At 60.8% G+C, this 23762-nt stretch carries 21 protein-coding genes and 1 tRNA gene; 11 read left to right on the forward strand and 11 right to left on the reverse strand.

All coding sequences use genetic code 11. The features are described from left to right. Nucleotides 1–234 precede the first annotated feature (234 nt). From BFP89_RS11240 to BFP89_RS11275, 7 genes are all read right to left on the reverse strand, one after another. Entirely contained in the window at nucleotides 235–1188 is a 954-nt protein-coding gene (locus tag BFP89_RS11240; protein WP_065885555.1) for a D-2-hydroxyacid dehydrogenase family protein, read from the reverse strand. 21 nt (nucleotides 1189–1209) lie between these two features. Beyond that, the gene (locus BFP89_RS11245; RefSeq protein WP_065885557.1) at nucleotides 1210–2211 is read right to left on the reverse strand and encodes an alpha/beta fold hydrolase; all 1002 of its coding nucleotides are present in this window, start codon (nucleotides 2209–2211) and stop codon (nucleotides 1210–1212) included. Nucleotides 2212–2257: 46 nt separating this feature from the next. After that, entirely contained in the window at nucleotides 2258–2701 is a 444-nt protein-coding gene (locus BFP89_RS11250; RefSeq protein ID WP_065885559.1) for a YqaA family protein, read from the reverse strand. Nucleotides 2702–2953: 252 nt separating this feature from the next. Next, complete coding sequence (locus tag BFP89_RS11260; RefSeq protein ID WP_065885561.1) at nucleotides 2954–3409, reverse strand: SRPBCC family protein; 456 nt, start codon at nucleotides 3407–3409, stop codon at nucleotides 2954–2956. A gap of 89 nt (nucleotides 3410–3498) precedes the next feature. Then, entirely contained in the window at nucleotides 3499–5493 is a 1995-nt protein-coding gene (locus BFP89_RS11265) for a methyl-accepting chemotaxis protein (RefSeq protein ID WP_065885563.1), read from the reverse strand. Nucleotides 5494–5682: 189 nt separating this feature from the next. Beyond that, a complete protein-coding gene (locus tag BFP89_RS11270; RefSeq protein ID WP_256097343.1) occupies nucleotides 5683–7230 on the reverse strand; it encodes a M91 family zinc metallopeptidase in 1548 nt (515 codons plus the stop codon). Nucleotides 7231–7387: 157 nt separating this feature from the next. After that, on the reverse strand, nucleotides 7388–8290 hold the full coding sequence (locus tag BFP89_RS11275) for an AraC family transcriptional regulator (protein ID WP_065885566.1): 903 nt from the start codon (nucleotides 8288–8290) through the stop codon (nucleotides 7388–7390). Nucleotides 8291–8392: 102 nt separating this feature from the next. Between BFP89_RS11275 and BFP89_RS11280 the strand changes: the two genes are divergently transcribed. From BFP89_RS11280 to BFP89_RS11300, 5 genes are read left to right on the forward strand one after another with little or no spacing between them, the layout of a single operon-like run. Then, the gene (locus tag BFP89_RS11280; protein WP_065885568.1) at nucleotides 8393–8953 is read left to right on the forward strand and encodes a carboxymuconolactone decarboxylase family protein; all 561 of its coding nucleotides are present in this window, start codon (nucleotides 8393–8395) and stop codon (nucleotides 8951–8953) included. Between the two features lie 41 nt (nucleotides 8954–8994). Further along, nucleotides 8995–10056, forward strand: a complete 1062-nt coding sequence (locus BFP89_RS11285) for an acyl-CoA dehydrogenase family protein (RefSeq protein ID WP_065885569.1) — start codon at nucleotides 8995–8997, stop codon at nucleotides 10054–10056. Continuing rightward, nucleotides 10053–10856, forward strand: coding sequence for an ABC transporter ATP-binding protein (locus BFP89_RS11290; RefSeq protein ID WP_065885570.1), 804 nt, complete (start codon nucleotides 10053–10055; stop codon nucleotides 10854–10856). Before BFP89_RS11285 ends, BFP89_RS11290 begins: the two co-directional genes overlap by 4 nt. After that, nucleotides 10843–12042, forward strand: coding sequence for an ABC transporter substrate-binding protein (locus BFP89_RS11295; protein WP_065885572.1), 1200 nt, complete (start codon nucleotides 10843–10845; stop codon nucleotides 12040–12042). Before BFP89_RS11290 ends, BFP89_RS11295 begins: the two co-directional genes overlap by 14 nt. Next, the gene (locus tag BFP89_RS11300; protein WP_065885573.1) at nucleotides 12039–12809 is read left to right on the forward strand and encodes an ABC transporter permease; all 771 of its coding nucleotides are present in this window, start codon (nucleotides 12039–12041) and stop codon (nucleotides 12807–12809) included. Before BFP89_RS11295 ends, BFP89_RS11300 begins: the two co-directional genes overlap by 4 nt. Before the next feature lie 55 nt (nucleotides 12810–12864). Here the strand turns inward: BFP89_RS11300 and BFP89_RS11305 are convergent, their stop codons facing one another. Next, entirely contained in the window at nucleotides 12865–17676 is a 4812-nt protein-coding gene (locus BFP89_RS11305; RefSeq protein WP_256097348.1) for a membrane-targeted effector domain-containing toxin, read from the reverse strand. Between the two features lie 397 nt (nucleotides 17677–18073). Here BFP89_RS11305 and BFP89_RS11310 point away from each other — a divergent pair, with 397 nt between their 5' ends. Then, entirely contained in the window at nucleotides 18074–18268 is a 195-nt protein-coding gene (locus BFP89_RS11310; RefSeq protein WP_005788056.1) for a hypothetical protein, read from the forward strand. Between the two features lie 12 nt (nucleotides 18269–18280). Here BFP89_RS11310 and BFP89_RS11315 read toward each other — a convergent pair whose 3' ends face one another. Continuing rightward, on the reverse strand, nucleotides 18281–18661 hold the full coding sequence (locus tag BFP89_RS11315; protein ID WP_065885577.1) for a fe2+ zn2+ uptake regulation protein: 381 nt from the start codon (nucleotides 18659–18661) through the stop codon (nucleotides 18281–18283). Between the two features lie 235 nt (nucleotides 18662–18896). On the opposite strand from BFP89_RS11315, the gene BFP89_RS11320 reads away from it, so the two are divergent. The 4 genes from BFP89_RS11320 (at nucleotide 18897) to BFP89_RS28925 (ending at nucleotide 22381) form a co-directional block, all read left to right on the forward strand. Continuing rightward, complete coding sequence (locus BFP89_RS11320; RefSeq protein ID WP_065885578.1) at nucleotides 18897–21176, forward strand: bifunctional acylase PvdQ; 2280 nt, start codon at nucleotides 18897–18899, stop codon at nucleotides 21174–21176. Between the two features lie 233 nt (nucleotides 21177–21409). Continuing rightward, nucleotides 21410–21483, forward strand: a tRNA-Cys gene (locus BFP89_RS11325). Between the two features lie 282 nt (nucleotides 21484–21765). Further along, complete coding sequence (locus BFP89_RS11330) at nucleotides 21766–21963, forward strand: hypothetical protein (RefSeq protein WP_065885580.1); 198 nt, start codon at nucleotides 21766–21768, stop codon at nucleotides 21961–21963. Between the two features lie 250 nt (nucleotides 21964–22213). After that, complete coding sequence (locus BFP89_RS28925) at nucleotides 22214–22381, forward strand: hypothetical protein (protein WP_163001627.1); 168 nt, start codon at nucleotides 22214–22216, stop codon at nucleotides 22379–22381. A gap of 28 nt (nucleotides 22382–22409) precedes the next feature. On the opposite strand, the gene BFP89_RS11335 is transcribed toward BFP89_RS28925, so the two are convergent. Continuing rightward, nucleotides 22410–22667, reverse strand: a complete 258-nt coding sequence (locus BFP89_RS11335) for a hypothetical protein (RefSeq protein WP_065885582.1) — start codon at nucleotides 22665–22667, stop codon at nucleotides 22410–22412. A gap of 228 nt (nucleotides 22668–22895) precedes the next feature. Here BFP89_RS11335 and BFP89_RS11340 point away from each other — a divergent pair, with 228 nt between their 5' ends. Then, on the forward strand, nucleotides 22896–23504 hold the full coding sequence (locus tag BFP89_RS11340; RefSeq protein WP_065885584.1) for a LysE family translocator: 609 nt from the start codon (nucleotides 22896–22898) through the stop codon (nucleotides 23502–23504). An 8-nt stretch (nucleotides 23505–23512) separates the two neighbouring features. Here the strand turns inward: BFP89_RS11340 and BFP89_RS29325 are convergent, their stop codons facing one another. Continuing rightward, nucleotides 23513–23644 carry a hypothetical protein gene (locus BFP89_RS29325; protein ID WP_256095203.1) on the reverse strand — a complete coding sequence of 44 codons (132 nt, stop codon included), beginning with the start codon at nucleotides 23642–23644 and terminating at the stop codon, nucleotides 23513–23515. Between the last annotated feature and the right edge of the window lie 118 nt (nucleotides 23645–23762).

Raw genomic sequence — 23762 nt, forward strand, 5'->3', positions numbered from 1 at the left:
TGCCCACGGATTCAAGCCTGCGTTCGGCCAGCGTGGTTTAACGGGGCGCCTAGGATCAAAAGCAGATCAAGATCAAGAGCGGCTCGCTTCGCATTGTGGTTACGGTTGGGCGCTGCTGAGTTGTGTAGATAGTTATGGCTATCGGGGGCAAGCCCCCTCCCACACAAATCAACAGCGTATGCCAACATTGTGCAGATGAGCATTTTCATTCAAGGCATGCACTTTGTTGGTGCGTCAGCCGAGCACTCGAATGGGCGCGCCGTTCGCCCAGGCTTGAATATTTTCGATCATCTGCTGGTAAAACTGCCGGTAGTTTTGCTCGCTGACGTAACCGACGTGGGGCGTGGCCAGCACGTTGGGCAGGGAGCGGAAGGGATGCTCGAGGGGTAGTGGCTCCTGGCTATATACGTCCAGCGCCGCGCCGGCCAGGCGCCCGTTGCTCAGCGCGTCCACCAGTGCCTGTTCATCCACAATCGGTCCACGCGCCGTGTTCACCAGGCGCGCACCGGGCTTCATCCAGCCCAGTGCCTGCGCGTCGACCAGGCCGCGGCTGCGTTCGCTGAGGACCAGGTGAATGGTGAGAATGTCAGCCTGTTCGAACAGCTCGCGCTTGCTGACCCAGGTCACCCCCGACTCAGCGGCCCGTTGCGGGGTGAGGTTTTCGCTCCAGGCAATCACGCGCATGCCGAATACCTGGGCGAATTGCGCGACTTTCTGGCCGATGCTGCCCAGCCCCAGGATGCCCAGGGTCTTGCCATGCAGGTCGCCGCCCAGGCCGACCTGCCACCCGCCTGCGCGCAAAGCGTTGGCTTCGGCCAGCAGGTTGCGCGTCGAGGCCATGATCAGTGCCCAGGTCAGTTCCGGCGCAGCCTGCTTGTAGCTGTCGGTACCGCACACCTGGACCCCCAACGCCTTGGCGGCGCACAGGTCGATGGCGGCGTTGCGCATGCCACCGGTGACCAGCAACTTGAGCCTGGGCAGGCCCTGCAGCAGGGCCTGGTCGAACCGCGAACGTTCGCGCATGACGCAAATAACGTCGAACCCTTGCAGGCGCTCGACCATGGTCGCGGTGTCGGCGGGGTAGTCGTGGAGAAAGTGCACCTGGCCCAGGGGCTCGAGTACCGACCAATCCACCACGCTACTGGCCACTTGCTGCCAATCATCAATCACGGCGATCTGTAGCGACATGCACGCGTACCCCGAAAAAGGTTAAAGGGCCTTCAAACCCTGCAACAGCGCGGTATGAAACTGCGCCGGTTCTTCCATCTGCGGCGCATGGCCCAGGCCGGGAAACTCCACCAGGGTTGCATGGGGAATCAGCTTGGCCACCTGTTTGCCCAACACTTGATAATTGCCGATCCGCGCCTTGACCGCCGGCGGCGCCAGGTCCTTGCCGATGGCGGTGGTGTCGCTGGTGCCGATCAGCAGCAGGGTGGGCACTTGCACGTTCTTGAACTCGTAGTACACCGGCTGGGTGAAGATCATGTCGTAAATCAACGCCGAGTTCCAGGCCACCCGAGTGTGCCCCGGGCCCTGGTTCAGGCCGGCGAGCATGTCCACCCAGCGCTCGTATTCGGGCTTCCAGCGCCCGGCGTAATAGGTGTCGCGCTCGTATTTGCGCACCCCGTCGGCGTTCAGCTTCAGCTCGCGTTGATACCACTGGTCCACGCTCTGGTGGGGGACGCCCAGGGCTTTCCAGTCTTCCAGGCCGATGGGGTTGACCAGGGCGAGTTGCTCGGTCTGTGCCGGGTACATCAAGGCATAGCGCGTGGCCAGCATGCCGCCGGTGGAGTGACCGAGCAGCGTGGCCTTCTGGATCCCGAGCTTTTCCAGCAACTGGTGGGTGTTGAGCGCCAGTTGCTGGAAGCTGTACTGGTAATGCTCGGGCTTGCTGGAGGTGCAAAAGCCGATCTGGTCCGGCGCGATCACGCGGTAACCGGCGTCGCTCAAGGCCTTGATCGATGCCTCCCAGGTGGCGCCGCAGAAGTTTTTGCCGTGCATCAGCACCACGCTGCGACCGTTGGCTTTGCCGTTGGCCGGAACATCCATATAGCCCATTTGCAGGCGTTTACCCTGGGACTCGAAGTTAAAGCGCTCAACCGGGTAGGGGTACTGGAAACCCTCGAGTTCAGGGCCGTAGGTGGCGGCAAATACTGGAGCGGCGCTGGCCGTGAGCAGGCCGGCGACGCACAGGTCACGGATCAAAGGCATGGTCATAAGCTCCGGGAAAGGTGTTTCGGATGCTGTTTGGGCAAGATTAACGGGGGATTAACAGCCAGTGCAGGGTGATGGCGGCCAGCACGGCGTAGCGCAGCGCCTTGGCCAGGGTCACCAGCAGCAGGAACCGCCAGAGCGGCTCGCGCATGACACCGGCCACCAGGGTCAGCGGGTCGCCAATGATCGGCACCCAACTGAGCAGCAGAGTCCAATGTCCCCAGCGCGCATAGTGGCTGCGCGCCTTGTCCAGTTGCCGTTTACTGAGCGGAAACCAGCGCCGCCCCTGGAAGCGCTCCGCCGAACGCCCCAGCAGCCAATTGACCAGCGAACCCAGCACATTGCCCAGCGTGGCGATGCCCAACAGCAGCCACACACTGTAATGCCCACTGAGCAACAGGCCGACGAGCACGGCTTCCGACTGCAAGGGCAGCAATGTCGCCGCGCCTAAGGCGGCCACGAACAGCCCCAGGTACGCCGTCAACATGGCGCAGTGGCTCGTTGCACAGGGGATTTCATGGTGGGTCTCGGAAAAGGCGCGGCATTGGACCGGAAGGCTGTTCAGTCAAGCGTATACCGCCCTCTGTAGGAGCGAGCTTGCTCGCGAAAAACTCACAGGCGCCGCGTTGATTCAGGAAGCACGCGTTATCGTTGACGTTTTTCGCGAGCAAGCTCGCTCCTACAAAAAGCATTGGGTCGGGCATTTTCCCTGAATCGGGTCAGTTAAGCGAGAGAACGGTCAACCGCTGAAGGTTTCCAGGCGCTGCTTGAGACGGTCCAGCGCAACGCCCGAGCGTTCGATCATGCGTTCATGCAAGGCCGCCAGTTGCAGTTCGGTCTCATAGGTCAATACGCGCTTGAACAGCGTGCCGCCCGGTTGCGCGTGCAGGACATAATGAAGGCTGCCGTCGACCGCCAGTGAGGTGAACACGGTCTTGAACTCGTTGGGGCGCCGGGCGACTTGCACGCGGTAACTCATGGGGACGCGGATGCCCAGCAGGTCGATGATTTCGGTAAACCGCGTGCCGACCGGCAGTGAGCCGCGGGTACCGGTGTCGGCGCTGAGGGAGGAGGGGTGCCATTCGTGCCAGCGGTCGGGCTGGGTCACATAGTCGTAGACCGTCTCGAGCGGCGCTAGAATAAAGCGTTCATGACTGATCCGCTCCAGGCGGACCGGCTGCTCGGTCGCATGCATGACGCACCTTCCTGTGTGGAGACGGTTAAACCAGAAGTTGTCAGAATAGTCCGACTCCCGCGCTCTGCACGGGAGTATTGCGGCCTGGATCAGCGCACTTTGAAGCGTCCCATCAAGGCAATCACCCGGCCATTGGCCTCAAGCAGGCTCTGGGTATTGGTTTCGGTGGCGTGACCGCTTTGTACCAGCTCTTCAACCATCTGTCGGATCTGCACCATGCTGCGGTTGATCTCTTCGGTCACTGCGCTCTGTTGCTCGGCGGCCGTCGCGATCTGGGTGCTGAGGTTGTTGATATGGCTGACTGAGCCGGCCATCTCATCGAGCCCGGTGTTCACCCGCGCCGTGGCATCCGCTGCCGACTGGCAACTGGCCTGGGTGTTTTCCATGGCGGCCACCGACGAGCTGACGCCGGTGGTCAAGCGCGCCAGCATCTCGTTGATCTGCGAGGTACTGGCCTGGGTGCGTGCGGCCAGGGCGCGCACCTCATCGGCCACCACCGCAAACCCGCGCCCTTGTTCGCCGGCCCGCGCCGCTTCGATCGCGGCGTTGAGCGCCAGCAGGTTGGTCTGGCCGGCGATGGCACCGATCACGCCGAGGGTTTCGGTGATGCGCGCGGCATCCTGGCGCATGTTCTCGACGGTGTGGGTCGCGCTGGCCACTTCACCGATCAGGGCGCTGACGCTGGTGGACGCTTCGCCCACCACCACCCGTGACCGGTCGGCGTGTTCATTGGCGCGCTGGGTGAAGGCCGCCGTTTCTGCGGCATTTTGCGCGACGGTGTCGGCGGTGGAGCTCATTTCGGTGATGGCAGTCACCGTCTGGTCCGTCTCCGAGGCGTGGCGCAACAGGATCTGGTTGGTGTGCGCCGAGGTGTGCTGCAACTGCTCAAGGCCCGAGGCCATGGCGCCGGTGGCCTGGGTCACTTCGCCGATCATGTTTTGCAGATAGACGATAAAGTGGTTCACCGAGTGACCGATGGCGCCGAGTTCGTCTTCGGCGCGGATGGTGATGCGCCGCGTGAGGTCGGCATCACCGGCCGACAGTGCGTCGATATTGCCCTTGAGCGCTTTCATGCGCTGGACCAGTTGGCGAATCGCATACGCCGCCAGCAGTACCAGCAGGATCACCATCGGTACTTGCAACAGGGCCAGGGTGCCGAGCACATCATTGCGCTGGGCGGTGATCAACGAAGTGGGCAGGGCGGTCGCCAGGAACCACGGCGTCCCCTCGATCGGGCGCATGTAGAAGGTGCTGGCCACGCCCTGGTTGTCGAACTCGGCGCGTTGCAGGGCCTGGTCGCGATGGGCGAGGGCGGTGCTGACCTGGGCGGCGAACGCCGACGTGCCGGTCAGCTCACTGATGTTCTTCAACACCACCGGGCCGCTGATGCGCGAGCTGTTGCTGATGATCTTGCCGTCGCCTTCGACGATCAGCATCTGCCCGCCGATGTCTTTTTCCTTGCTGGCCACCAGATCATTGAAGAAACCCAGGGTCACGTCGATGGTCGCCACGCCATAGGCGGCGCCGTCACGCTGGATCGCCATGGCGCAGTTGGTGCGTGGCTCCTGGCTGGCGTCGTCCTTGTAGGCCGCAGCCCAGGCGCATTGGCCACGGGGTGAGGCGAGGCCGCCCTTGTACCAGCTCTGGTCGTAATAGTTGGGCGCGGGGTCGCTGTTCCAGAAGGTGTTGACCGCCAGCTTGCCCGAGGCGTCACGGTGCCAGAACGTGCTGTGCTTGTTACGCCCGGGGGTGCGCTGGTTGGGCAGCGGCCAGATACCGCCGCCGAACACTTTCAGCTCGCCGTACTGGTCAACCAGGCCCGGCAGGACCTTGTCGATGGCATCGCTGTCAAGCAAAGGGATCGTTTGGGTGATGGTGCGTTGCTGGGCCTGAACCTTGTTCAGTTCGCCCTGGATCTGTTCGGCCACTTCGGCGACGCGATTGAGCACCACCTGTTCTTCGGTGTCTTGCAGCTTGGGCGCGACCAACTGGCCGATACCCACGACGGTCAACACTAATAACACCAGAACGAACAACACCAGAAACAGGGTATAGCGGGCTTGGATGGAGCGCAGTGGGGGCATGGGGCCGTCCTTACGAAGCGTTATTGTCGACGCGGCTTTATTAGAGCTTCGTAGGGCTATCGGCTTGGCTATGAAGAGCTTTAGGTGTCGGCGCAAAGAGTATCAATCATGATGGGGGCGCAGGATCACGCCCCCGTCTGGATCCATGCAGCAGCGTTCATCCAGCGCCTTGCGGGCCAATTGCGCAGATCAGAGACCTCTGCCTTGGCTGCTTGGGTTCCACAGGTAAGCCCGTCTCAGGGGTTTGCCCATTTCTTTGTTCAAGGCATTCTCGGTGAAGGGTTCAGGGTTGACAGTGCTCGGTGGGGTACTGGGGTCATTGTCTAAGTCAAACGGTTCGGCAAGGTTGGGCAGGCCAATAACTTGCCGTTCCTCATGGTCGACGAGTTTGGGTTTTTTTGCTTGCGGATATTCGTAGCTTTTGCCCGAGAGCTTAGTACCCGTCGCACCGTTATACGCATGAAGCATTTCATGATAGAGGCCGGTCACGGGCACCAGCGTATTGGAGCGATCAGCCGTCTCCACGATTGCTTGATGCTGGTAGCCGATTAATCCACGATCAGCGCGAGCGCCTGGAACACCGTTGACGATGATGCCAACCTGCGAGTCAGTAATGGTGTGCTCTGCCTCAGGTGGCACATTCTCCAGTTCAGTGCTGTTGAACTTGTAAAACGTTTCACCATAAAAGCCTTGCTCAATGGTGACCGGACCGCCATTTTGCACCGCGAGCTCATCCATCCTGGCAAGTAACTGTTGACCGACAGGCGAGCTACGCAGGAATTCCAGATCATCCTCAACCTGTTGATTGAAACCATGCGTTCCGTTCGGCTGCACCGTGAAACCCCGTGCGCCGGCGTCACTGCTATTGACTGCGACAAAACGTGAGCCCTGGGCGCGGTCGAAGTGATCAGTTGGCTTGGCATAAATAGTGTCATTGCGCTGGTTACTGCAGATTGTGTCGCGGCCCTTGCCGGTATAAAACGTCGTCCGGTCGTGGCCCACCAGATGATCGTCGCCATTGCCTCCATGTAGAACGCTGTGGCCGCTGCCGGCATAGATATGGTCGTCCCCGTCTCCACCGTCCATGTAGCTCTGTTTGGTGGAGGGGCCAAACCCGCCATAGAGTCGGTCGTTACCTTTATTGCCATACATCACGGCATTACCGGTGCCGCCGATGATCGTATCGTTCCCCTCGTTGCCGGCGGCATAACCCAGACCGCTGCCGAGCCGCAGCACATCATTGCCCTCGCCTCCATACAGCCTGGTTCTGCCGGCCCCCGCTTGGATATAGTCGTTTCCATCACCGCCTTCGACGTCTACGTATACACGGACGTCCGGATCAATGATGACCTGATCGTTGCCGCCTTTTGTGTCGATCCAAAGGCCCTGTTGCTTGCCATCTTTGTCCTTGACGTCGATTACATGCGACTCGCCATTGATGATGATTTGCAGCTTGTTGCCGGGCCAGTCACGGACATGGATGCGGTCTGCGCGGTCACCTGTCTCTATATATAGATAATTGCGCACGATCTCCGGCTGGGTCCCTTCGGCGGCCGACTGCCATACGATATATCGACTCACTTTGACGTCACCCTGAACGTGCAGATCATGCGTTTGGACTTGGCGGTCATGGGGTTGCATGTCAAGCGGGGGGTCGTAGGGTGAGGGCGCAGGTCGGGCGGCGGGTTGGGGTTGAGGATTGGGTGTTGTCAGCTGTGACAGCGCGTGCACGGTCATGGGTATGTCCTTTTCTCAGTGTGAAACTCTCCGGTCTGTTGAGTGGAATGGGTACGGCTAAGGTTCCGCCGTTCGCGCGAGCGTTCCTGCACCAGGTATTTCGATTGCTGGCGATGATGGCCCCGTTGACGCTGACCAGCCCCGCATATAGGCAGCGCTAGCCCTGCGCCCGGCGGTAGGCCCCCGGTTGTTGCCCGATGACTTTATGAAACGCCCGGGTAAACGCGGCCACCGACTGATAACCCACCGCCAGCGAGACATCCGCCACGGTCTGGTCCGTCTTGAACAACTGGCACGCGTGGCGCATGCGCATCATCAACAGCACCTGGCCGGGTGACTGCCCGCATAGCTCATTGAAACGTTTGAAAAACGCCGAGCGTGACAGCCCGGTGCAGGCGGCCATGCTTTCCAGCGTCCAGGTCTCTGCCGGGCGTGCGATCAGTTGTTCCAGCAAACGGGCAAATGCCGGTTGCCGACCGAGTGCCGCCAGGCCGCCCAATTCAGTGTTATTGAGCACGTGTTGACGCAGCACATACAGAAACAGCAGATGGCACAGGCGTTCGAGCAAGGCCTGGGAGGGCGCCGGCAGGCGTTCGCATTCCTGCAGGATCAGCGCGAACAGATTGCGCGCGGCGGTCAACGACGGGTCACCGGCGCGCAGGATGATCCAGGCGGGCAGGCTGTCGACAATCATCGCCGACAGCCCGGACTGGAAATGAAAGAAGCCGCAGACCAGGCCCACGCCATCGGTGGCATGGCTGTCCAGGGGCAGCATCGGACGGCGCGGGCATTCTTGCGCGCCGGTGGCGGTGTCCGCACCGGACAGCCGATATTGGAGGTCGCGCAGCAGGAACACGGCATCGCCATTGTTCAGGTGTTCAGTCGGCTGGCCGTCGATATGCAGCCAGCACTCGCCTTGCACGATCAGATGAAAACTCGCCCGGGCCAGGCCATGGGTGCTCGCGTGCCAGTCGCCGCAATAGCGACCGACGTGAAACAGGCTGGTGTTGAGTTCGAGGCTGTCTAATAACCAATCGACAAGTGCACTGGACGAATTCATCTAACGAAAAGACTCTGGAGCAAGTAATCGCTACTTTAGCCTATTGAGGGCTTTTTTTATAACCAACAGACTGGAGTCATTCACTCATCAGGAGACCACTCCATGTCCCGTGTACCGCTGCTTACCCCTGAAACCGCGCCGGAGGCCGCCAAGCCTTTCCTGGAAAACGCGCTGAAAGGCTCGGGGTTCATTCCCAACCTGCTGGCCGTGTTGGCCAATGCGCCGGCGGCACTGGAAACCTATATCACCGTGTCCGGCCTGAATGCCAAGTCGGCCCTGAGCCTGGCGGAGCGTGAAGTGGTGCAATTGATCGCCGCCACCAGCCACGGTTGCGATTTTTGCGTGGCCGGGCATACCGCCGTGGCGCGTAACAAAGCCAAGCTGCCCGAAGACGTGATCGAGGCGCTGCGCCAGCGCGGTGAATTACCCGAGCCCCGCTATGAGACACTCGCCGCGTTCACCCGTGAAGTGATTGCCACCCGTGGCGATGTCAGCGATGCCGACTATGACGGGTTCCGCGCCGCCGGCTATACCGACGGGCAGGCGCTGGAAGTGATTCTGGGGGTCAGCCTGGCGACATTGTGCAATTTTGCCAACGTGTTTGCGCGTACGCCGTTGAACCCGGAGCTGGCGCAATACCGCTGGGAAAAACCGGCCAGCTGAATCGGTGCTGATCCACCTGTTGTCATCAAGGAGAAATACCCATGCTTGACCCGATCTTGAGCCGTTGGCTCGATGTTCAAGCGCAGGCCCTGGACGTGGGCAGTTGCGATCCACAGGAAGTGCTGCCGCGGCTGGCCGAGGCCAATGTGTTGCGAGTCGGCGTGCCCAAAGCCCTCGGTGGCCTGGGTGGCGACGTGGCGGGGGCGGTGGAAGCCATCGCCAATATTGCCAGCCATTCCCTGGCGGCGGCGTTCGTCTGCTGGGGCCAGCGCTCCTTTATCGAATACCTGCTGCAAAGCCCCAATGCACGGCTGCGCGAGCAACTGCTGCCGGACCTGCTCAGCGGCAAGCTGGCCGGTGCCACGGGGCTTTCGAATGCGATGAAGTTTCTGTCCGGCATCGAGACGCTGCAGATCAGCGCCGAGGCCACCGATGACGGCTGGAGCCTCAACGGTCGCCTGCATTGGGTGACCAACCTGCGCAAGAACGGCTTCGTCGCCGCTGCGGCCATCGAACATGCCGGTGGCGGCGCGCCGTTTATCCTGGCGATCCCGGATTCAGTGGCCGGCTTGCAGCGCTCCCGCGACCTGGAATTGCTCGGGTTGCAGTCGAGCAATACCGCCGCCCTGGGACTGGAAGGCGTGAAGCTGAGCCGCGACTGGCTGCTGCACGAGGACGCGCGGCAGTTCCTGCCCGCCGTGCGACCGGCGTTCCTGGGCTTGCAATGCGGCCTGTCGATCGGGCTGGCGCGGCGCTCCCTGGCGGAGGTGGCGCATCACTTGGGCGCTTCGCGCACGGTGTTACGTGAGGAGCTCGAAGCGCTGCGGGTGACCCTCGATCACCTGGTCACGGAACTCAAGAACGGTTTGCTGGCCGGGCGGTTCGCCGCCGAACCGGTGCCGTTGTTCAAGCTGCGCATTGCCCTGGCGGAAACCGCCGCCAGCGCCGTGCAGCTGGAGTTGCAGGCCAGCGGCGGCAAGGCTTACCTCACCGCCCATGGCAGCGGCTTTGCCCGGCGCTGGCGCGAATCGGCGTTTGTGCCGATCGTCACGCCGAGCCTGGTGCAACTGCGCACCGAATTGCAACGCCAGGCCAACCTATGAGCGCGACGGTGATGACGGCCCGGGATGTGTGCCTCGGGTATGCCGGCGGCCCGGTATTGCAAGGCTTCGACCTGCAACTGCAGCCCGGTGAAGTGGTGTCCATCCTCGGCCCGAGCGGGGTGGGCAAGTCCAGTCTGTTGCGGGTGCTGGCCGGTTTGCAGGCGCCCCAGGGCGGTAGCGTACGCGTGCTGGGTGAGCCTTTGAACGGCCCGCATCCACGGGTCGCGGTAGCGTTTCAGGACCCCAGCCTGCTGCCCTGGCTGAGCCTGGAAAAGAACGTCGCCTTCGGCCTGGATTTCGCCCGCCAACCGCATTTGAGCAGCGATGAACGCCGCCAGCGTGCCGACCACGCGATTGCCGCGGTCGGCCTGGAACATGCCCGTCATCAGTTCCCCGCGCAGTTGTCCGGCGGCATGGCCCAGCGCACCGCATTGGCCCGCTGCCTGGCCCGCCAACCACAGGTATTGCTGCTGGACGAGCCCTTCGGCGCCCTGGATGAAGTGACCCGCGCGGACATGCAGCACCTGTTGCTCAAGGTCAATCGCGAACAGGGCTCGGCGGCGGTGTTGATCACCCACGACATCGATGAGGCCTTGCTGCTGTCCGACCGTATCCTGCTGCTGGGTAACCGCCCGGCACGCACCCTGGGCGAATGGCGAATCGATCTGCCGCAACCGCGTGAGGAACAGGTCGAAGCCATCGGCGCGCTGCGCATCGACATTCTTAAAACCTTGCGGCAGGCGAGCCGTCCTCAACCCAACCCCCTCGAATTGCTGGAGCCTAACCATGTGTCTGGATGACCTGACCCACTCGCGCCGTGACTTTCTCAAACTGTCTGCGATGCTCAGCGCCGCCGGCGCCTTGCCGTTGCTGGGCAGCCTGCAGGCGCGTGCCGCCAGCGAACCTGATGCGCCGGTACGCATCGGTTATCTGCCGATCACCGACGCCACGCCGCTGTTGGTCGCCCACAATAACGGGCTGTTCGAAGCCGAGGGTATCCGGGCCGAACGTCCGGTGCTGCTGCGCAGTTGGGCCCAGGTGATCGAAGCGTTTATCTCGGGCCAGGTCAACGTGATTCACCTGTTGTCGCCCATGACCGTATGGGCGCGCTATGGCAGCAAGGTGCCGGCCAAGGTAGTGGCGTGGAACCATGTGGGCGGTTCGGGCCTGACCGTGGCGCCGGGCATCACTGACGTGAAGCAACTGGGCGGCAAGTCGGTGGCGATTCCGTTCTGGTATTCGATTCATAACGTGGTGGTGCAGCAGTTGTTCCGCGACAACGGGCTGACCCCGGTGTCACGTGCGGCGGGCGGCGCGATCGGCGCCAATGAAGTCAACCTGATCGTGCTGCCGCCGTCGGACATGCCGCCGGCATTGGCCAGCAAGCGCATCGACGGTTATATCGTCGCCGAGCCGTTCAACGCCCTGGCGGAGAACCTCAAGGTCGGTCGCGTGCAGCGTTTCACCGGCGACGTCTGGCGCAACCATGCGTGCTGCGTGGTGTTCATGCACGAGCATGACCTGACCCAGCGCCCGGAGTGGTCGCAGAAAGTGGTGAATGCCATCGTCAAGGCCCAGGTCTGGACCCGCGACAACCGCGAAGAAGCGGTGAAGCTGTTGTCCAAGGACGGCCCGAACCGCTACACGCCGCATGCCGAACCGGTGTTGAGCAAAGTGCTGGCGCCTGCCGCCGCCGACCGCGCCGGGTACCTGGCCGATGGTGCGATCCGTCACGCCAACTGGGACGAGCACCGCATCGACTTCCAGCCTTACCCATTCCCCAGCTACACCGAGGAACTGGTACGCCGCCTGAAAGACACCCTGATCGAGGGCGACAAAAAATTCCTCGCCGAGCTGGACCCGGCCTTCGTAGCCAGGGACCTGGTAGACGACCGTTTCGTGCGCAACGCCATCGAAGCCGTCGGCGGCATGAAGACCTTCGGCTTGCCCGAGGGTTATGCGCGCAACGAGGAGATTGGCGTGTGAGCAGCGGCAAAACCGTAGCGTGGCCGGGCTGGTTGCTCGGCTTGGGTGGCTTGGCGGGGTTGCTGGTGCTTTGGTGGCTGGGCGTCAAGGTATTTGGCGATGCGGATGGATTGTCTTCGCGCTTTTCCCTGGCGGCCACGTTCAGCAGCCTGTGGGAACTGCTGGGGCGCGGCGAGCTGTACCTGCATATTGCCGTGAGCCTCAAACGCATTTTTATCGGCTTGTTTCTGGCCCTGCTGGTGGGCGTGCCGCTGGGGCTGCTGGTGGGCAGTTCGCGTAATCTGGAGGCGGCGACCACCCCGGCGTTCCAGTTTTTGCGCATGATCTCGCCGCTGTCCTGGATGCCCATTGTGGTGATGCTGATGGGGGTGGGGGACCAGCCGATTTACTTCCTGCTGGCGTTTGCCGCAGTGTGGCCGATCATGCTCAATACGGCGGCCGGCGTGCGTCATCTCGACCCGCGCTGGCTGCAGTTGAGCAAGAGCCTGAGCGCCACGCGTTGGGAGACGTTGCGGCGGGTGGTCATTCCCGGTGTGGTGGGGCATGTGCTGACCGGAGTGCGCCTGGCCATCGGCATTCTGTGGATTGTGCTGGTGCCGTGCGAAATGCTGGGGGTCAGTGCGGGGCTGGGCTATTACATCCTCGATACCCGTGATCGGCTGGCGTATTCGGAGTTGATGGCGATGGTGCTGCTGATCGGGCTGCTGGGGTTCGCGCTGGATGCGTTGGCGCGGTGGCTGCATCAGCGCTGGGTGCACGCTGACTGAAGGTTCGAGCCGTTGCCGGCATGCTGTGCAGGCAACGGCTCGACGGTTTGCCGGGTCACTCGGGCGTGAAAATTTGCAGGTCTCCCGTCATGTCGTTATGGGTTTTCAGCTCGCCGTTCGGGCCCGGTCGCACGTCTGTGGCTTTCGTGCCGTAGCTTCCCCTCATGCCGGCTCTCTCATAGATACCAATGCCAATGCCACCGGTGGCTTCGGCCAGGCCACGTACACCCTGGGTGGTGTTGATGTGCTGACGACCCACCAGGGCAATCACCTTGCCCTTGTGCGTGTGCCTCAGCAGCTCATGGGCGGCGTAGAAGTTCATTTCCTTGAGCCGTTGCAGATTCCGATTGGCGCTGGTCTGGGCCTTATAGGCATCACGCTCATGTCGATGGCGGGTCAGATAGACGTGATCCAGAGGCACCACTTCAATGCCGTTTGCCTTGAACGTGTCGATCAGTGTCTGCAAATTCAAATCAGGGTCGTAGGGACGTTGTTTGTAGCCCGTGACGCCCATCCCATTGTCCTTGAGCCGCATTTTGTTGTCATACACCATGCCCTCCATCCCGATAACCTTGACGTTTTTTCGTTTAAATACGGGGATCAGTTCGATGAGCACACGAAATGAAGCCAGACTGAGATGGCTCTCGCCGAAGGCCACGATATCCGCCATGTCCAGGGACTTTTCGACCAGGCTGGCGATCGGTTCAACGGCTTTTACGTCGGGCAGTTCAGGGCGTGGCGGTTGAGGCCCCGCCAGGCTTTTGTTCATCTCCAACTCGAAGCGCTCCCGAGTAGGAGCCCTGCGAGTCAGCGAAAAATGCGCTTCGGTGGGCGCGCCTTTGATGAAGTCGAGATACTTTATGTGCGGCGGCGGTAGATGATCGGTCTTACGCGTAATCTGTACCGCCGGGCCAGGCACTTGGCTTGCTGCAAGCGAAGCCGGGTCCGGCTTCCTGTAGGGATGAACCCGTTCTGACTTTTGCGCGTTGAGACGTACCCTTGCGGCGCTGAAATCGGGTGATGGCGGCATCAGTGTATGGACCGGATCGAAGGCCACCAAAGGCGCACCGTAGGGGCGTTGGGTGCTCGCATCAAATGCGTACCACTGGCCATCGTGCTGTATCGCATTGACGTTCACGGCGCGGTTACGCACGTTCAAGCTGCCCGTTGCGGCTGCGTCAAAGCGTCTGCTGGCGGTGTTCAGTTCGTCGAGCGCCACCGTCCCCTTGAGGCTGCGCAGCCCGCTCTTCACCGCGCCGGCGGCCTCGAAGGCAACTTTACCGGCTCCGATCAGTATTTCGTCCGCGCCATTGAGCGGATTGAACTCCTTGACCATGGGCACAACCATGATCTTCGTGACCTTGAGCGCCTTGTTCGCGACCGATGCCGTCGTCTTCAGCACTTTCGCCGCTTTTGCGGCGGCCCCCATCCCGGCAGTGAGAAAGCCGAAGGCATCAAAGGCGAGGTCGTCAATGGCGTCGCTGTATTCGCCCTTATTGAAGTTCACAATGGCCGAGCGCAGGGGAATCAGATCGAGAAACCCATCACGCAAGGTGACCAATCGATCGTTGGCGCGCTCAGAGGACGTGACGCCCTCAGCGGCTTTACGGATGGCTGGGTTGTCCAGGTCCAGTGCCTTGACGATCGACTCGGCGAGTTCGTGGGTACGGGGATTGATGAACATGTACGGTGCCGATGCGGTGCCGGCTCGTTCGCCATCGAGTGGGTCGCGCTTGACGCTGTCCAGGTCGACCCCCTTCAGCAGCGCGCCGCCCCCCAGGTAGTGGACGAACGTCTTCATGCCTTCAACGGTCTTTTCTCGATTGATATCAGGGAAAAACTCTTCCTCTTTGGTTATTTCGTTCGAGAAGTGCTCCGGCGCGCGGGGTATTTTCCGGCTGCCTAGGTTATGGATAACGCCTTTTTCCGTATCGAACGCATAGTTGGAGGTCTTTGCGCCATTTTCTGCGGTGACCAGGATCCTGGGGCTGGTGTGGAATAGATTCGGCCCCATGAAAGGTACTGGGCTGGTTTTGTAACTTTTCTCCAGGTAATAGGTGATTTTTCCGAAGCTGAGATTCTTCTTGTCTTCAGGCGGCAGATTGTTGAGAGCATTGATCACGCTCAGGTGTTTGATTTTTTTAAAGTTGGCGACCGCTTCGGAAAACGCCGCGTCGAAGGCCGTTTTAATATTGAATTGTGGTCGATGGGTGAAGGCGACGAAGGCAGCCAGGTCAACGCTGTGGGTGCCTTTTGCGATACTCCAGCGGTCGTCCATGACGATCTGCTCCATCACGATTTCGCGCATGGAGTACGGTTTGCTTGGCTTTGGCGGTACGGTGCTGGAGAGTCTTGAAAATATTTTCTCATCGAAGTCAACGTCCTTTCCGAACTCGCCGATGAGCAGATCCATTGCCATCGCTGCACGATCCGGCATGACCGTGTCCATCAAGGCAGTGCCTTCCTTGAGTTTTTCCCGCTGGTTGTTGAAGGCTGCCTGCACCCGATCAAGCTCATCCTGGCTGTACAGTGCGTCGCCCTTTGCTTCAAGAATATTGTTGCTGACGCCCCAGTCCACCAACGCCGCTGTTTGTATGGAGGCCGGAGCGGGCGGCAGTGCGCAGGCCTTTATCATCACCTCGGCATAGGTCATGTTGGCCGCGCTACTGCCAATGGCGTCGACTGCCAGGCAAAGGTCCCGCCAGGCCTGGGTGCCCTGGCGCACATCATCGGGGATATCCCTGACCAGGTATTGCGGGTGAGTGCGCATCAACAGCAGATGAACGGCTGTCTTTGCCAGTGCGGGTGATGCCCGTCCCTCGTCGATCAAGCACTGACGCAGGCCTTCGGTGACCCTCGACAGAGGTTGTCCCCAATGGCTTTCCTGGGCCAGATCGAACCCGGCTACCCGGTTGCGTTGGGGCGACGTAATGGATTCCGGATCCAGCGTCAGATGCAGCGCGGCCAGTGTGTAGTCATTGATGCTGGAGTCGGTAGCGATGCCGTTCAGTCCGGTTTGCATGGCCAGGCCCAGCGCCCGGCCCTCAGGGGAGCTGACCAGGCTTTCCAGCGCCTTGACCGGATCCTCCAGGACATCGGGGGAAAGGGGCCGGCGGCTGTTCAGATAGGCCAGTACGTTGCGTTGCGCCCCTGCCTGCGATGATTGCGTGCCGGCGTTGGCATGCGCGATTGCAGCCGCTCGCAGCGTTTGTTGCTGACTGATATCCAGTGGGATCGGCCAGGACAAACCTCCGCCGAAATTGCCGAACGGATGTTGACGTGCCTTTAACGCTGCCGCCTCTGCCAGGGACTGCAACTCGCTTCTGGTCCTGGGCAGTGGCAAGCCATTCTCGATGATGAAGGCTTCCACGGTGGCTGGTTTTCCGGGCGCGAGGATGTAGGCCTGATACTGGGACGAGTCTGGCGCTATGTTCATCGGCGCTTTTTTCAGCGCGGCAGAAACCTGTCGCGCGGGCGCCTGCTCGGACAGGCAGTGATAGGCCTGGTTCAGTTGCTGCGCCAGGTACTGCCAGTTTCCTTGATTCGCCAATTGCCGATCCAGTGCCTGGCGACCGTCCACCTTGCTCAAGCGATCCTGCAGCGATTGAGTACGCGCCCATAGCGCATTGGTCCCGTCGAAATGCAGGCTCAGGTCGGCGGCCTGCTGCAGGCCAGCCATCACTGGCGGTGCGCGCCATGGATCATCGAGTTGCACGCTGTTTTCGGGTTCATACAGCGCTTGCAGCTGGTTAGTCAGATTGTGCTGATGAAGCTGCAGCAATTGCGGTACGCCGGTGGCGATGACGTCGGTCGTGACTGGCGTGAGCTGTCTGCTCAGGTTATTGCTCCAATCGCCGTCGAGGCTGCGCTGGAGCGTCAATGGCAGTGTCTGTTTCAACTGCTCTGCCGCCTCCGGATCGGAGCGCAGACGCTGGCCGAGCGTATCAAACGCTTCACCCGGGCTGTCGAACGTTTCATACCCGTCGCGCGGGGTGTACAGCACCGTCAGGCCTCGTTGTTCGGCGGGCGTCAAGGTCCTGTCCGTTTCCGGTTTGTCGTAAGGACGTGCCGCTGATGACCCGTCGCGGCGGGTGATCATGAATGCGCCGGCCAACAGTGTTCCGGCGGGCATTGGCAGATTGACCCTCAGCGGATAAACCCCCGGCCGCTCGCCATCGCGCATGGCGCTTTCTCGATCCGCCAGCGTCGGGTACTCAAAGGCTTTGTCGATCAGGGTCTTGGCGGCCGGGCTCAGTGTGCCGTCTTCGACTCTCAAGGCGGCCAGTGTCGACAACATCTCTCGATGGGTATTCAGCAATTGGTCCTGGGGTGACTCGGGGTTGACCGCGCCCGGGCGCGGCTGCGTCCAGAACCGTGTAAAGCTCGCAGGCAGTTCGTTCTCGATGGCCTGGGCGATGGCCAGCAGCGAGCTGCCGGCGCTTAGCTGCCGGTGACTTTCGCTGGGTTCAACCGTGCTGTAAAAGCCGACTTCTGCAGCGCCCGGGAGTGTCGGTGACAGCGGTTCAACCGAGTTGTTGAGATTTCGCAGCGCATCGAACAAGGCTTCGGTGATGCTTCGCGCCGAGACCAGCGTGCGCTGTCCCTGCTCGTCGGTGTGATAGCGATGCACATACAGTGATGAAGCGTCCACAGGAGGGGTGGCCCCGAAGCTGCGGGCGAGCTGTTGCTCGATAACGTTATTGAGCGTTGGCTGGCATCGCAACAGCGCCTGGATATCCTGATTGAGTGACTGGTATTGGTTGAGCAACAGGCGTTGATCGGTTATTTGCAGGCCACTGAGCAGGTCCGAGCGAATCGCGCTGACGGGTGCGATCCCTTGCACGGGAGGAAGCGTCAATGCTGGCACCTGCTGTGGCGCAAGCTGCGGCAGAGGTGGCGGGGTGGTTTCCAGGGAGGAGGTGTCCCGGCGTATACGGAGGTTGGCGAGGCCTGAAATCAATTGTGTAATCCAAGTGACGTTGGCCCAAGTTTCCCTATGTTGTTTGGCGAATGATTCTTCCTTGTTGGGCTTCGTATGGTTGGGGCTGTCGCGTAGGTACGTTCCGTACAGGGGGGGCGAATATCGTGTATCCGCAGGTGTCCAGGCAATGGGTTCAAACGCCGTCAGGCGTAGGACGAGCCAAAATTTTTCATCGCCTGTAACATGAGCCTCGGCCGGCCTCAGTCCGTCCCCGCCACCGGGTAGATTCCCGGCATGCGCAGCGACACAACGTGCATACATTCTTCAGGTTCAGGAACTCGTCATGACCCAAAAGCAACGCTTGAAATATTCGATTCTGATTGCCCTGGCCGTGCTGGCCTCGATGTTCGGCCTGTCTTACCTGCAGAACATTGGCGTGATCAGCGAGAAAACCTTCCAGTACCTGGCCATCGCGATTGCCGTTGTCGTCGTGGTGATCAACGGCATCATGCGGCGCAAGGTCAAGCCTCACTTCTGATGAGCGCGTGATTCAGACGCGCCCATCGAGCACTTTGGCAGCCTCTTCGTGGAGGCTGTAGCTCTTGTCGGCATTGAGGGTGATCACGCCCTCGCTGCACAGGCGCTTGAGCACCTCGCGCACGCTGAGAAACGACAACGGGATGCCCAGTTCCAGCAAATGGCTGTGCACACCGCGCACGCCAAGGGTGCGCTGGTTGCCGGCAGCGGTGATCAAGGCGTCGATGACCTTCAGCCGAATCAGGCTGGTGCGCAGACCGAAACACTTGAGCAAATGGCGTATGCGCTGGTTGCCCTGCTGTTCGGGCGTTTTGTCAAACCCTTGCGAGCCGTTGCCGAAACCGGCCTCGTCGGTTGATGAATGTCCATCCGTGGGCACTTGTGGGTTGTACATGCAAAACTCCTTATCAGAGCCTTATCAGGAAAATGATGGTGCTCTTATTCAATAAGACGAACGAACGAGCAAAATCATGAAGTGCAAGCTGTAGAAAATTTGTCGGTATCGGGTTTGTCACCGTGTGCACGCCGGGAATAAACCTGCCGCGCGGCTAAATTATTCCCGGCGGATTGCGTCCTAACGGTGGGGTAGTTGTCCCTATCGAGGGTGTTCAATTGACTGTGGAGTCGGCGTGATTATTTCCAATGGGTTGTCCAGGATAGGCATGGCAGGGATGTTGCTGGGGTTGAGCCTGGCGGCATCGGCGCGCGAGCAGGTGGTGCAGGCGTCGGCGGAGATTCGGCGTACCACTTATGGCGTGCCGCATATCCGCGCCAACGACGAACGTGGCCTGGGTTTCGGCATCGGCTACGCGTATGCCCAGGACAATCTGTGCCTGCTGGCCAATGAAATCGTTACGGTGAATGGCCAGCGTGCCCGATTCTTCGGCCCCGAGCAGGCCACCCTGGAAGAGCGCAACAACCTCGCCAGCGACGTGTTCTTTACCTGGCTGAACACGCCGAACGCGGTCGAGGCATTCTGGAGCGCGCAAACGCCGCAGATCCGCCAGCGTATCGAAGGCTATGTCGCAGGCTTCAATCGTTATCTGAAAGAGCAGGGCGCACCGGCGCAGTGTCAGGCGGCGTGGGTGCGTCCACTGGTCAAGGAAGACCTGGTCAAGCTGACCCGCAGGCTGCTGGTGGAAGGGGGCGTCGGGCAGTTCGCCGAAGCCTTGGTTGGGGCGACACCTCCCCAGGCCACGGCCGCCGTGCAGCCCGACGCCAGGGCATTCGAACTGGCTGCGGCCCATCAACAGCGTTTCACCCTTGACCGGGGCAGCAACGCCGTGGCCGTCGGCCGGGATCGCTCCTTCAATGGGCGCGGCATGTTGCTGGCCAACCCGCATTTCCCGTGGGTGGGCGGCATGCGTTTTTACCAGATGCACCTGACCATTCCCGGCCAGCTGGATGTAATGGGCGCGGCGCTGCCCGGCCTGCCGGTGGTGAATATCGGCTTCAACCAGCACGTGGCATGGACGCACACGGTGGACACTTCCAAGCATTTCACCCTGTACCGCCTGACCCTCGACCCCAAGGATTCCACCCGCTACCTGCTCGATGGCAAGTCCTTGCCCCTGGATAAAACCACGCTGACCGTGCAGGCCAAACAGGCCGATGGCAGCCTCAAGGATGTCACCCATACGGTCTACAGTTCGCAGTTCGGCCCCGTGGTGCAATGGCCCGGCAAGCTGGACTGGGACAATCACTACGCCTACAGCCTGCGCGACGCCAACCTCGGCAACGACCGCGTGCTGCAACAGTGGTACGCGATGAACCGCGCCGACAGCCTCCAGGCGCTGCAAACCTCGGTGCATACCCTGCAAGGCATCCCGTGGGTCAACACCCTGGCCGCCGATGACCAGGGCCAGAGCCTGTACATGAACCTGTCGGTAGTGCCCAACGTCAGTGCCGCCAAGCTTGCGCAATGCAGCGACCCGCGCGCCGGCCTGCAAATGATCATGCTCGACGGCAGCCGCAGCGCCTGCGCCTGGGACATCGACCCTCGCGCCGCACAAGCGGGCATCTTCCCGGCCGCCCAATTGCCGCAGCTGCAACGCAGTGACTACGTGCAGCACTCCAACGATTCGGCCTGGATGGCCAACCCCAAGGCGCCGCTCACCGGCTTCTCCCCGGTGATCAGCCAGGACAACATCGGCCTCGGTCCCCGTGCACGTTTTGCCCTGCAACGCCTGCAATCCCTGGAGAAACAGCCGATTACCGTCAGCGCCCTGCAAAGCATGGTCATGGACAACGAGGTGTACCTGGCGGGGCAAGTCATGCCTGACCTGTTGGCGTTCTGCGCCAAGCACCTGGGCAACGATGCCGCCGCGCTTGAGTCACTGTGCGCCAGCCTGAAAACCTGGGACCAGCGCGCCAACCTCGACAGCGGCCTGGGCCTGGTGCACTTCATCAACCTGGTGGAACACCTGCAGCAGATTCCCGATGCCTGGCGCGTCGCTTTCGACCCGGCCCACCCGCTGACCACCCCGAGTGGCCTCGCCATCGACCGCGCACCCGTGGTCAAGGCCCTGCGCGAAGCCATGCTTGCTTCCAGCGCCGCCGTCGACAAACTCGGCGTGAAACGCTGGGGCGACCTCCAGGTCTCCGGGCAAACCCCCATGCATGGCGGCCCGCAGGAACTGGGCATCTACAACGCCATGCAAACCGTACCCCGCGCCGACGGCAAACGCGAAGTCGTGAGCGGCACCAGCTATCTGCAAATCGTCAGCTTCGACGACAAAGGCCCCCAGGCGGTAGGCATACTGGCGTTCTCCGAATCCAGCAATCCTGACTCAAAATACGCCGTGGACCAGACCCAGGCCTTCTCCGAGAAACAGCTGCGCCCACTGCCTTTCACCGAAGCCCAGATCAAGGCCGACCCGCAGTACCAGGCGCAACGCGTGAAGGAGTAGGGCGGCCACGCAACCCCTTGATGCCAATGCGAAATATTTTTGAAATCAAGGGGTTGCGGGCAAAAGCAAATAAGTACATAATGGCGCCCATCGAACGCAATGAAGCATTAAAAAATTTAATGTATTCAATGAGTTAGGTGTGTTGGATAAGTTAGAGAGTAGAGGCGCGCTTCACAGAGCCCACTCAAGTTTGTATGCGGTGAATGCCGGCAACACAGGCATTGATCGTTTGAGGCCGAGTAGCAAAATGGTTATGCAGCGGATTGCAAATCCGCCTACGCCGGTTCGATTCCGACCTCGGCCTCCACTCTTGGAAACCCCGTAGATTAGCGTCTACGGGGTTTTTTATTGTCTGTAAAAATTGAAAACTTATCTGCACAAGGATCAGGACGGAGCAGATCAAATGTGGGAGGGGGCTTGCTCCCGATTGCGGTGGGTCAGAAACATCTATATTGACTGACACGCCGCTATCGGGGGCAAGCCCCCTCCCACATGGGATCACCATTCGTCTGCCACCCGGCACTCTGCCTGCCATGCCGTCTCTGAATATCAAGCGCGGATATCCCGAGCGTAGGAACGGAGAACCAGCATGCATATCAACGAGAATGCCCCGGGGAACCTGTCTCAACAGGATGTGACTCGCAATACCGATAACGAAACCGGTCACGACCCTAAGCGTGATGAGGACAATATTCCACTGCCGCCGGACGATGACGCGCCGCTGGAGGAGGATATGTCGGATGTGGATGCGGCTGATTCGGTGGCGAGTGAGCATCCGGATAACTAGTGACTGATTCAAGCTGATGAACCCGGCCTGGCGCCGGGTTTTTTTTTGCGGTGCAGAACAACCCGGCCATCGTTTTTTCAAACCCCGAGTCCGAGGTTTTCGACGAATGACGTGTCTGGATCAAGGGTTCCAGCCTTTAAACGGTTGTCACGGACGCCTCAGCCGACTACCCTGAAATTGTTTGTATTGTTACAAACAATTTCGGTGTGACTGTTTCCCGGTCACACGGCTTCAGGATGAGGAACGAAAAATGTTTGCACACGAAGGTACTGCGCTAGAGCTTTTAACCCTGGTTTTCGGCGTGACGGCTCTGCTTCTGGTGATCTGGTTTGTCCACCACCAATACGAACTCAGGGCGCGAAAGCGTGTAAAAAAACAACATGCTGATGGCGGTCAGCATTCAACGCAACACCGCTGATCAGCCCGATGCAGCGATGCGGCTGGTCTCAGCCAGCCGCTTCAGACCGATTGATTCGCTGCTCTTTGACTTCATGTGCGTAGGCTTCAAGACGTTTCTGCTGGACAGCCAGCAGCGCGCACACTTTGCTCAGCAGCGCCGCTTGATCGCCCGCCTTGCCGCTGGCCGCCAGGGCCTTCAGTTCAACCACCGACCAGCCGATCACGGCGCCGGCATCTTCAAGGTCGTAGAACAGTGCTTGTTGTGCGGTTCTGGGACCGCCGAGATCGTCTATCACAGCGTTCACCCTGTTTATCCGGGAAAAATCACAGGCAAAGAAAAGCCCGCGATGGGGGAGCGGGCTAAAAGGTGTTCATGTAGGAGCTGGGGTAACCTTAGGCCTGCGTCTGTGAAAGCTTCGTGAAACCCATGTCATCAAAGTGTATTCCTCGATCCAACGCCAGCTGTATGGGGCGATAAACTGCGCAACCCTCTACTGTCGCAGGACATCACCCCCCCGCTTGGATGCCGCGCCATGTTCATGTCCACCAGTCTCCTGTCAGCCTTTGTGCTGTTCGCTTTCGTGTCTTCGATCACCCCCGGGCCCAACAACACCATGTTGCTGGCCTCCGGCGTGAATTTCGGCTTTCGCCGTTCGATGCCCCATGCGCTGGGTATCAGTATCGGGTTCATGGTGCTGGTGATTTGCGTGGGGCTGGGCCTGGGCGAAGTGTTCAAGCTGTTCCCCTGGGCATACACGCTGCTTCGTTATGTCGGCGCGGCCTACCTGCTGTACCTGGCGTGGAAGATCGCCAACGCCGGCGGCATGGCGGACAGCGATGACGAACAGGGCAAGCCGATGACCTTTCTCGGCGCGGCGGCGTTCCAGTGGGTCAACCCCAAGGCGTGGATCATGGCACTGGGCGCGATCACCACCTACACGCCGGCCGAGGGTTACGTGACCAATGTGCTGGTGATTGCGCTGGTGTTTGCCGTGGTCAACCTGCCGAGTGTGTGCGTGTGGGTCGGCTGCGGCAGCGGCTTGCGCAGTGTCTTGCGCGAGCCGCGCTGGTTGCGGGCATTCAACTGGACCATGGCGGGGTTGCTGGTGCTGTCGTTGTATCCGATGCTTTTTGTCGGGTGACAGCCCCACTAGACCGGCGAAATGGTCGCCAGCATGCCGATGCCGATGGTCAACACCAGAAAACCGAACAGGAAAATAGCCATCTTGGTCATAAGGCCTCCAAAGGGAAGGGGGACGACAGGAATGTCGGATGGCGCCATTGTCCGCTTCGGGCGGTTTTCGATACAGAGGCAGATGGCGCGGAAAAAACCGTATCAGATGGCGCGCCAGCGCCTGGATCGCAGGTTTCAGGCGCTACAGGTTTTTGCTGATCAGCCG

Origin of the sequence: Pseudomonas sp. 31 R 17, assembly GCF_900004915.1 — a bacterium.
Lineage (GTDB): Bacteria > Pseudomonadota > Gammaproteobacteria > Pseudomonadales > Pseudomonadaceae > Aquipseudomonas > Aquipseudomonas orientalis_A.

Excerpts from the sequence above, each read along its gene's own strand:
- BFP89_RS11240 (WP_065885555.1), bottom strand. The coding sequence starts at position 1,188 with ATGTCGCTACAGATCGCCGTGATTGATGATTGGCAGCAAGTGGCCAGT.
- BFP89_RS11245 (WP_065885557.1), bottom strand. The coding sequence starts at position 2,211 with ATGCCTTTGATCCGTGACCTGTGCGTCGCCGGCCTGCTCACGGCCAGC.
- BFP89_RS11250 (WP_065885559.1), bottom strand. The coding sequence starts at position 2,701 with ATGTTGACGGCGTACCTGGGGCTGTTCGTGGCCGCCTTAGGCGCGGCG.
- BFP89_RS11260 (WP_065885561.1), bottom strand. The coding sequence starts at position 3,409 with ATGCATGCGACCGAGCAGCCGGTCCGCCTGGAGCGGATCAGTCATGAA.
- BFP89_RS11265 (WP_065885563.1), bottom strand. The coding sequence starts at position 5,493 with ATGCCCCCACTGCGCTCCATCCAAGCCCGCTATACCCTGTTTCTGGTG.
- BFP89_RS11270 (WP_256097343.1), bottom strand. The coding sequence starts at position 7,230 with ATGACCGTGCACGCGCTGTCACAGCTGACAACACCCAATCCTCAACCC.
- BFP89_RS11275 (WP_065885566.1), bottom strand. The coding sequence starts at position 8,290 with ATGAATTCGTCCAGTGCACTTGTCGATTGGTTATTAGACAGCCTCGAA.
- BFP89_RS11280 (WP_065885568.1), top strand. The coding sequence starts at position 8,393 with ATGTCCCGTGTACCGCTGCTTACCCCTGAAACCGCGCCGGAGGCCGCC.
- BFP89_RS11285 (WP_065885569.1), top strand. The coding sequence starts at position 8,995 with ATGCTTGACCCGATCTTGAGCCGTTGGCTCGATGTTCAAGCGCAGGCC.
- BFP89_RS11290 (WP_065885570.1), top strand. The coding sequence starts at position 10,053 with ATGAGCGCGACGGTGATGACGGCCCGGGATGTGTGCCTCGGGTATGCC.
- BFP89_RS11295 (WP_065885572.1), top strand. The coding sequence starts at position 10,843 with ATGTGTCTGGATGACCTGACCCACTCGCGCCGTGACTTTCTCAAACTG.
- BFP89_RS11310 (WP_005788056.1), top strand. The coding sequence starts at position 18,074 with ATGACCCAAAAGCAACGCTTGAAATATTCGATTCTGATTGCCCTGGCC.
- BFP89_RS11315 (WP_065885577.1), bottom strand. The coding sequence starts at position 18,661 with ATGTACAACCCACAAGTGCCCACGGATGGACATTCATCAACCGACGAG.
- BFP89_RS11330 (WP_065885580.1), top strand. The coding sequence starts at position 21,766 with ATGCATATCAACGAGAATGCCCCGGGGAACCTGTCTCAACAGGATGTG.
- BFP89_RS28925 (WP_163001627.1), top strand. The coding sequence starts at position 22,214 with ATGTTTGCACACGAAGGTACTGCGCTAGAGCTTTTAACCCTGGTTTTC.
- BFP89_RS11340 (WP_065885584.1), top strand. The coding sequence starts at position 22,896 with ATGTTCATGTCCACCAGTCTCCTGTCAGCCTTTGTGCTGTTCGCTTTC.
- BFP89_RS29325 (WP_256095203.1), bottom strand. The coding sequence starts at position 23,644 with ATGGCGCCATCCGACATTCCTGTCGTCCCCCTTCCCTTTGGAGGCCTT.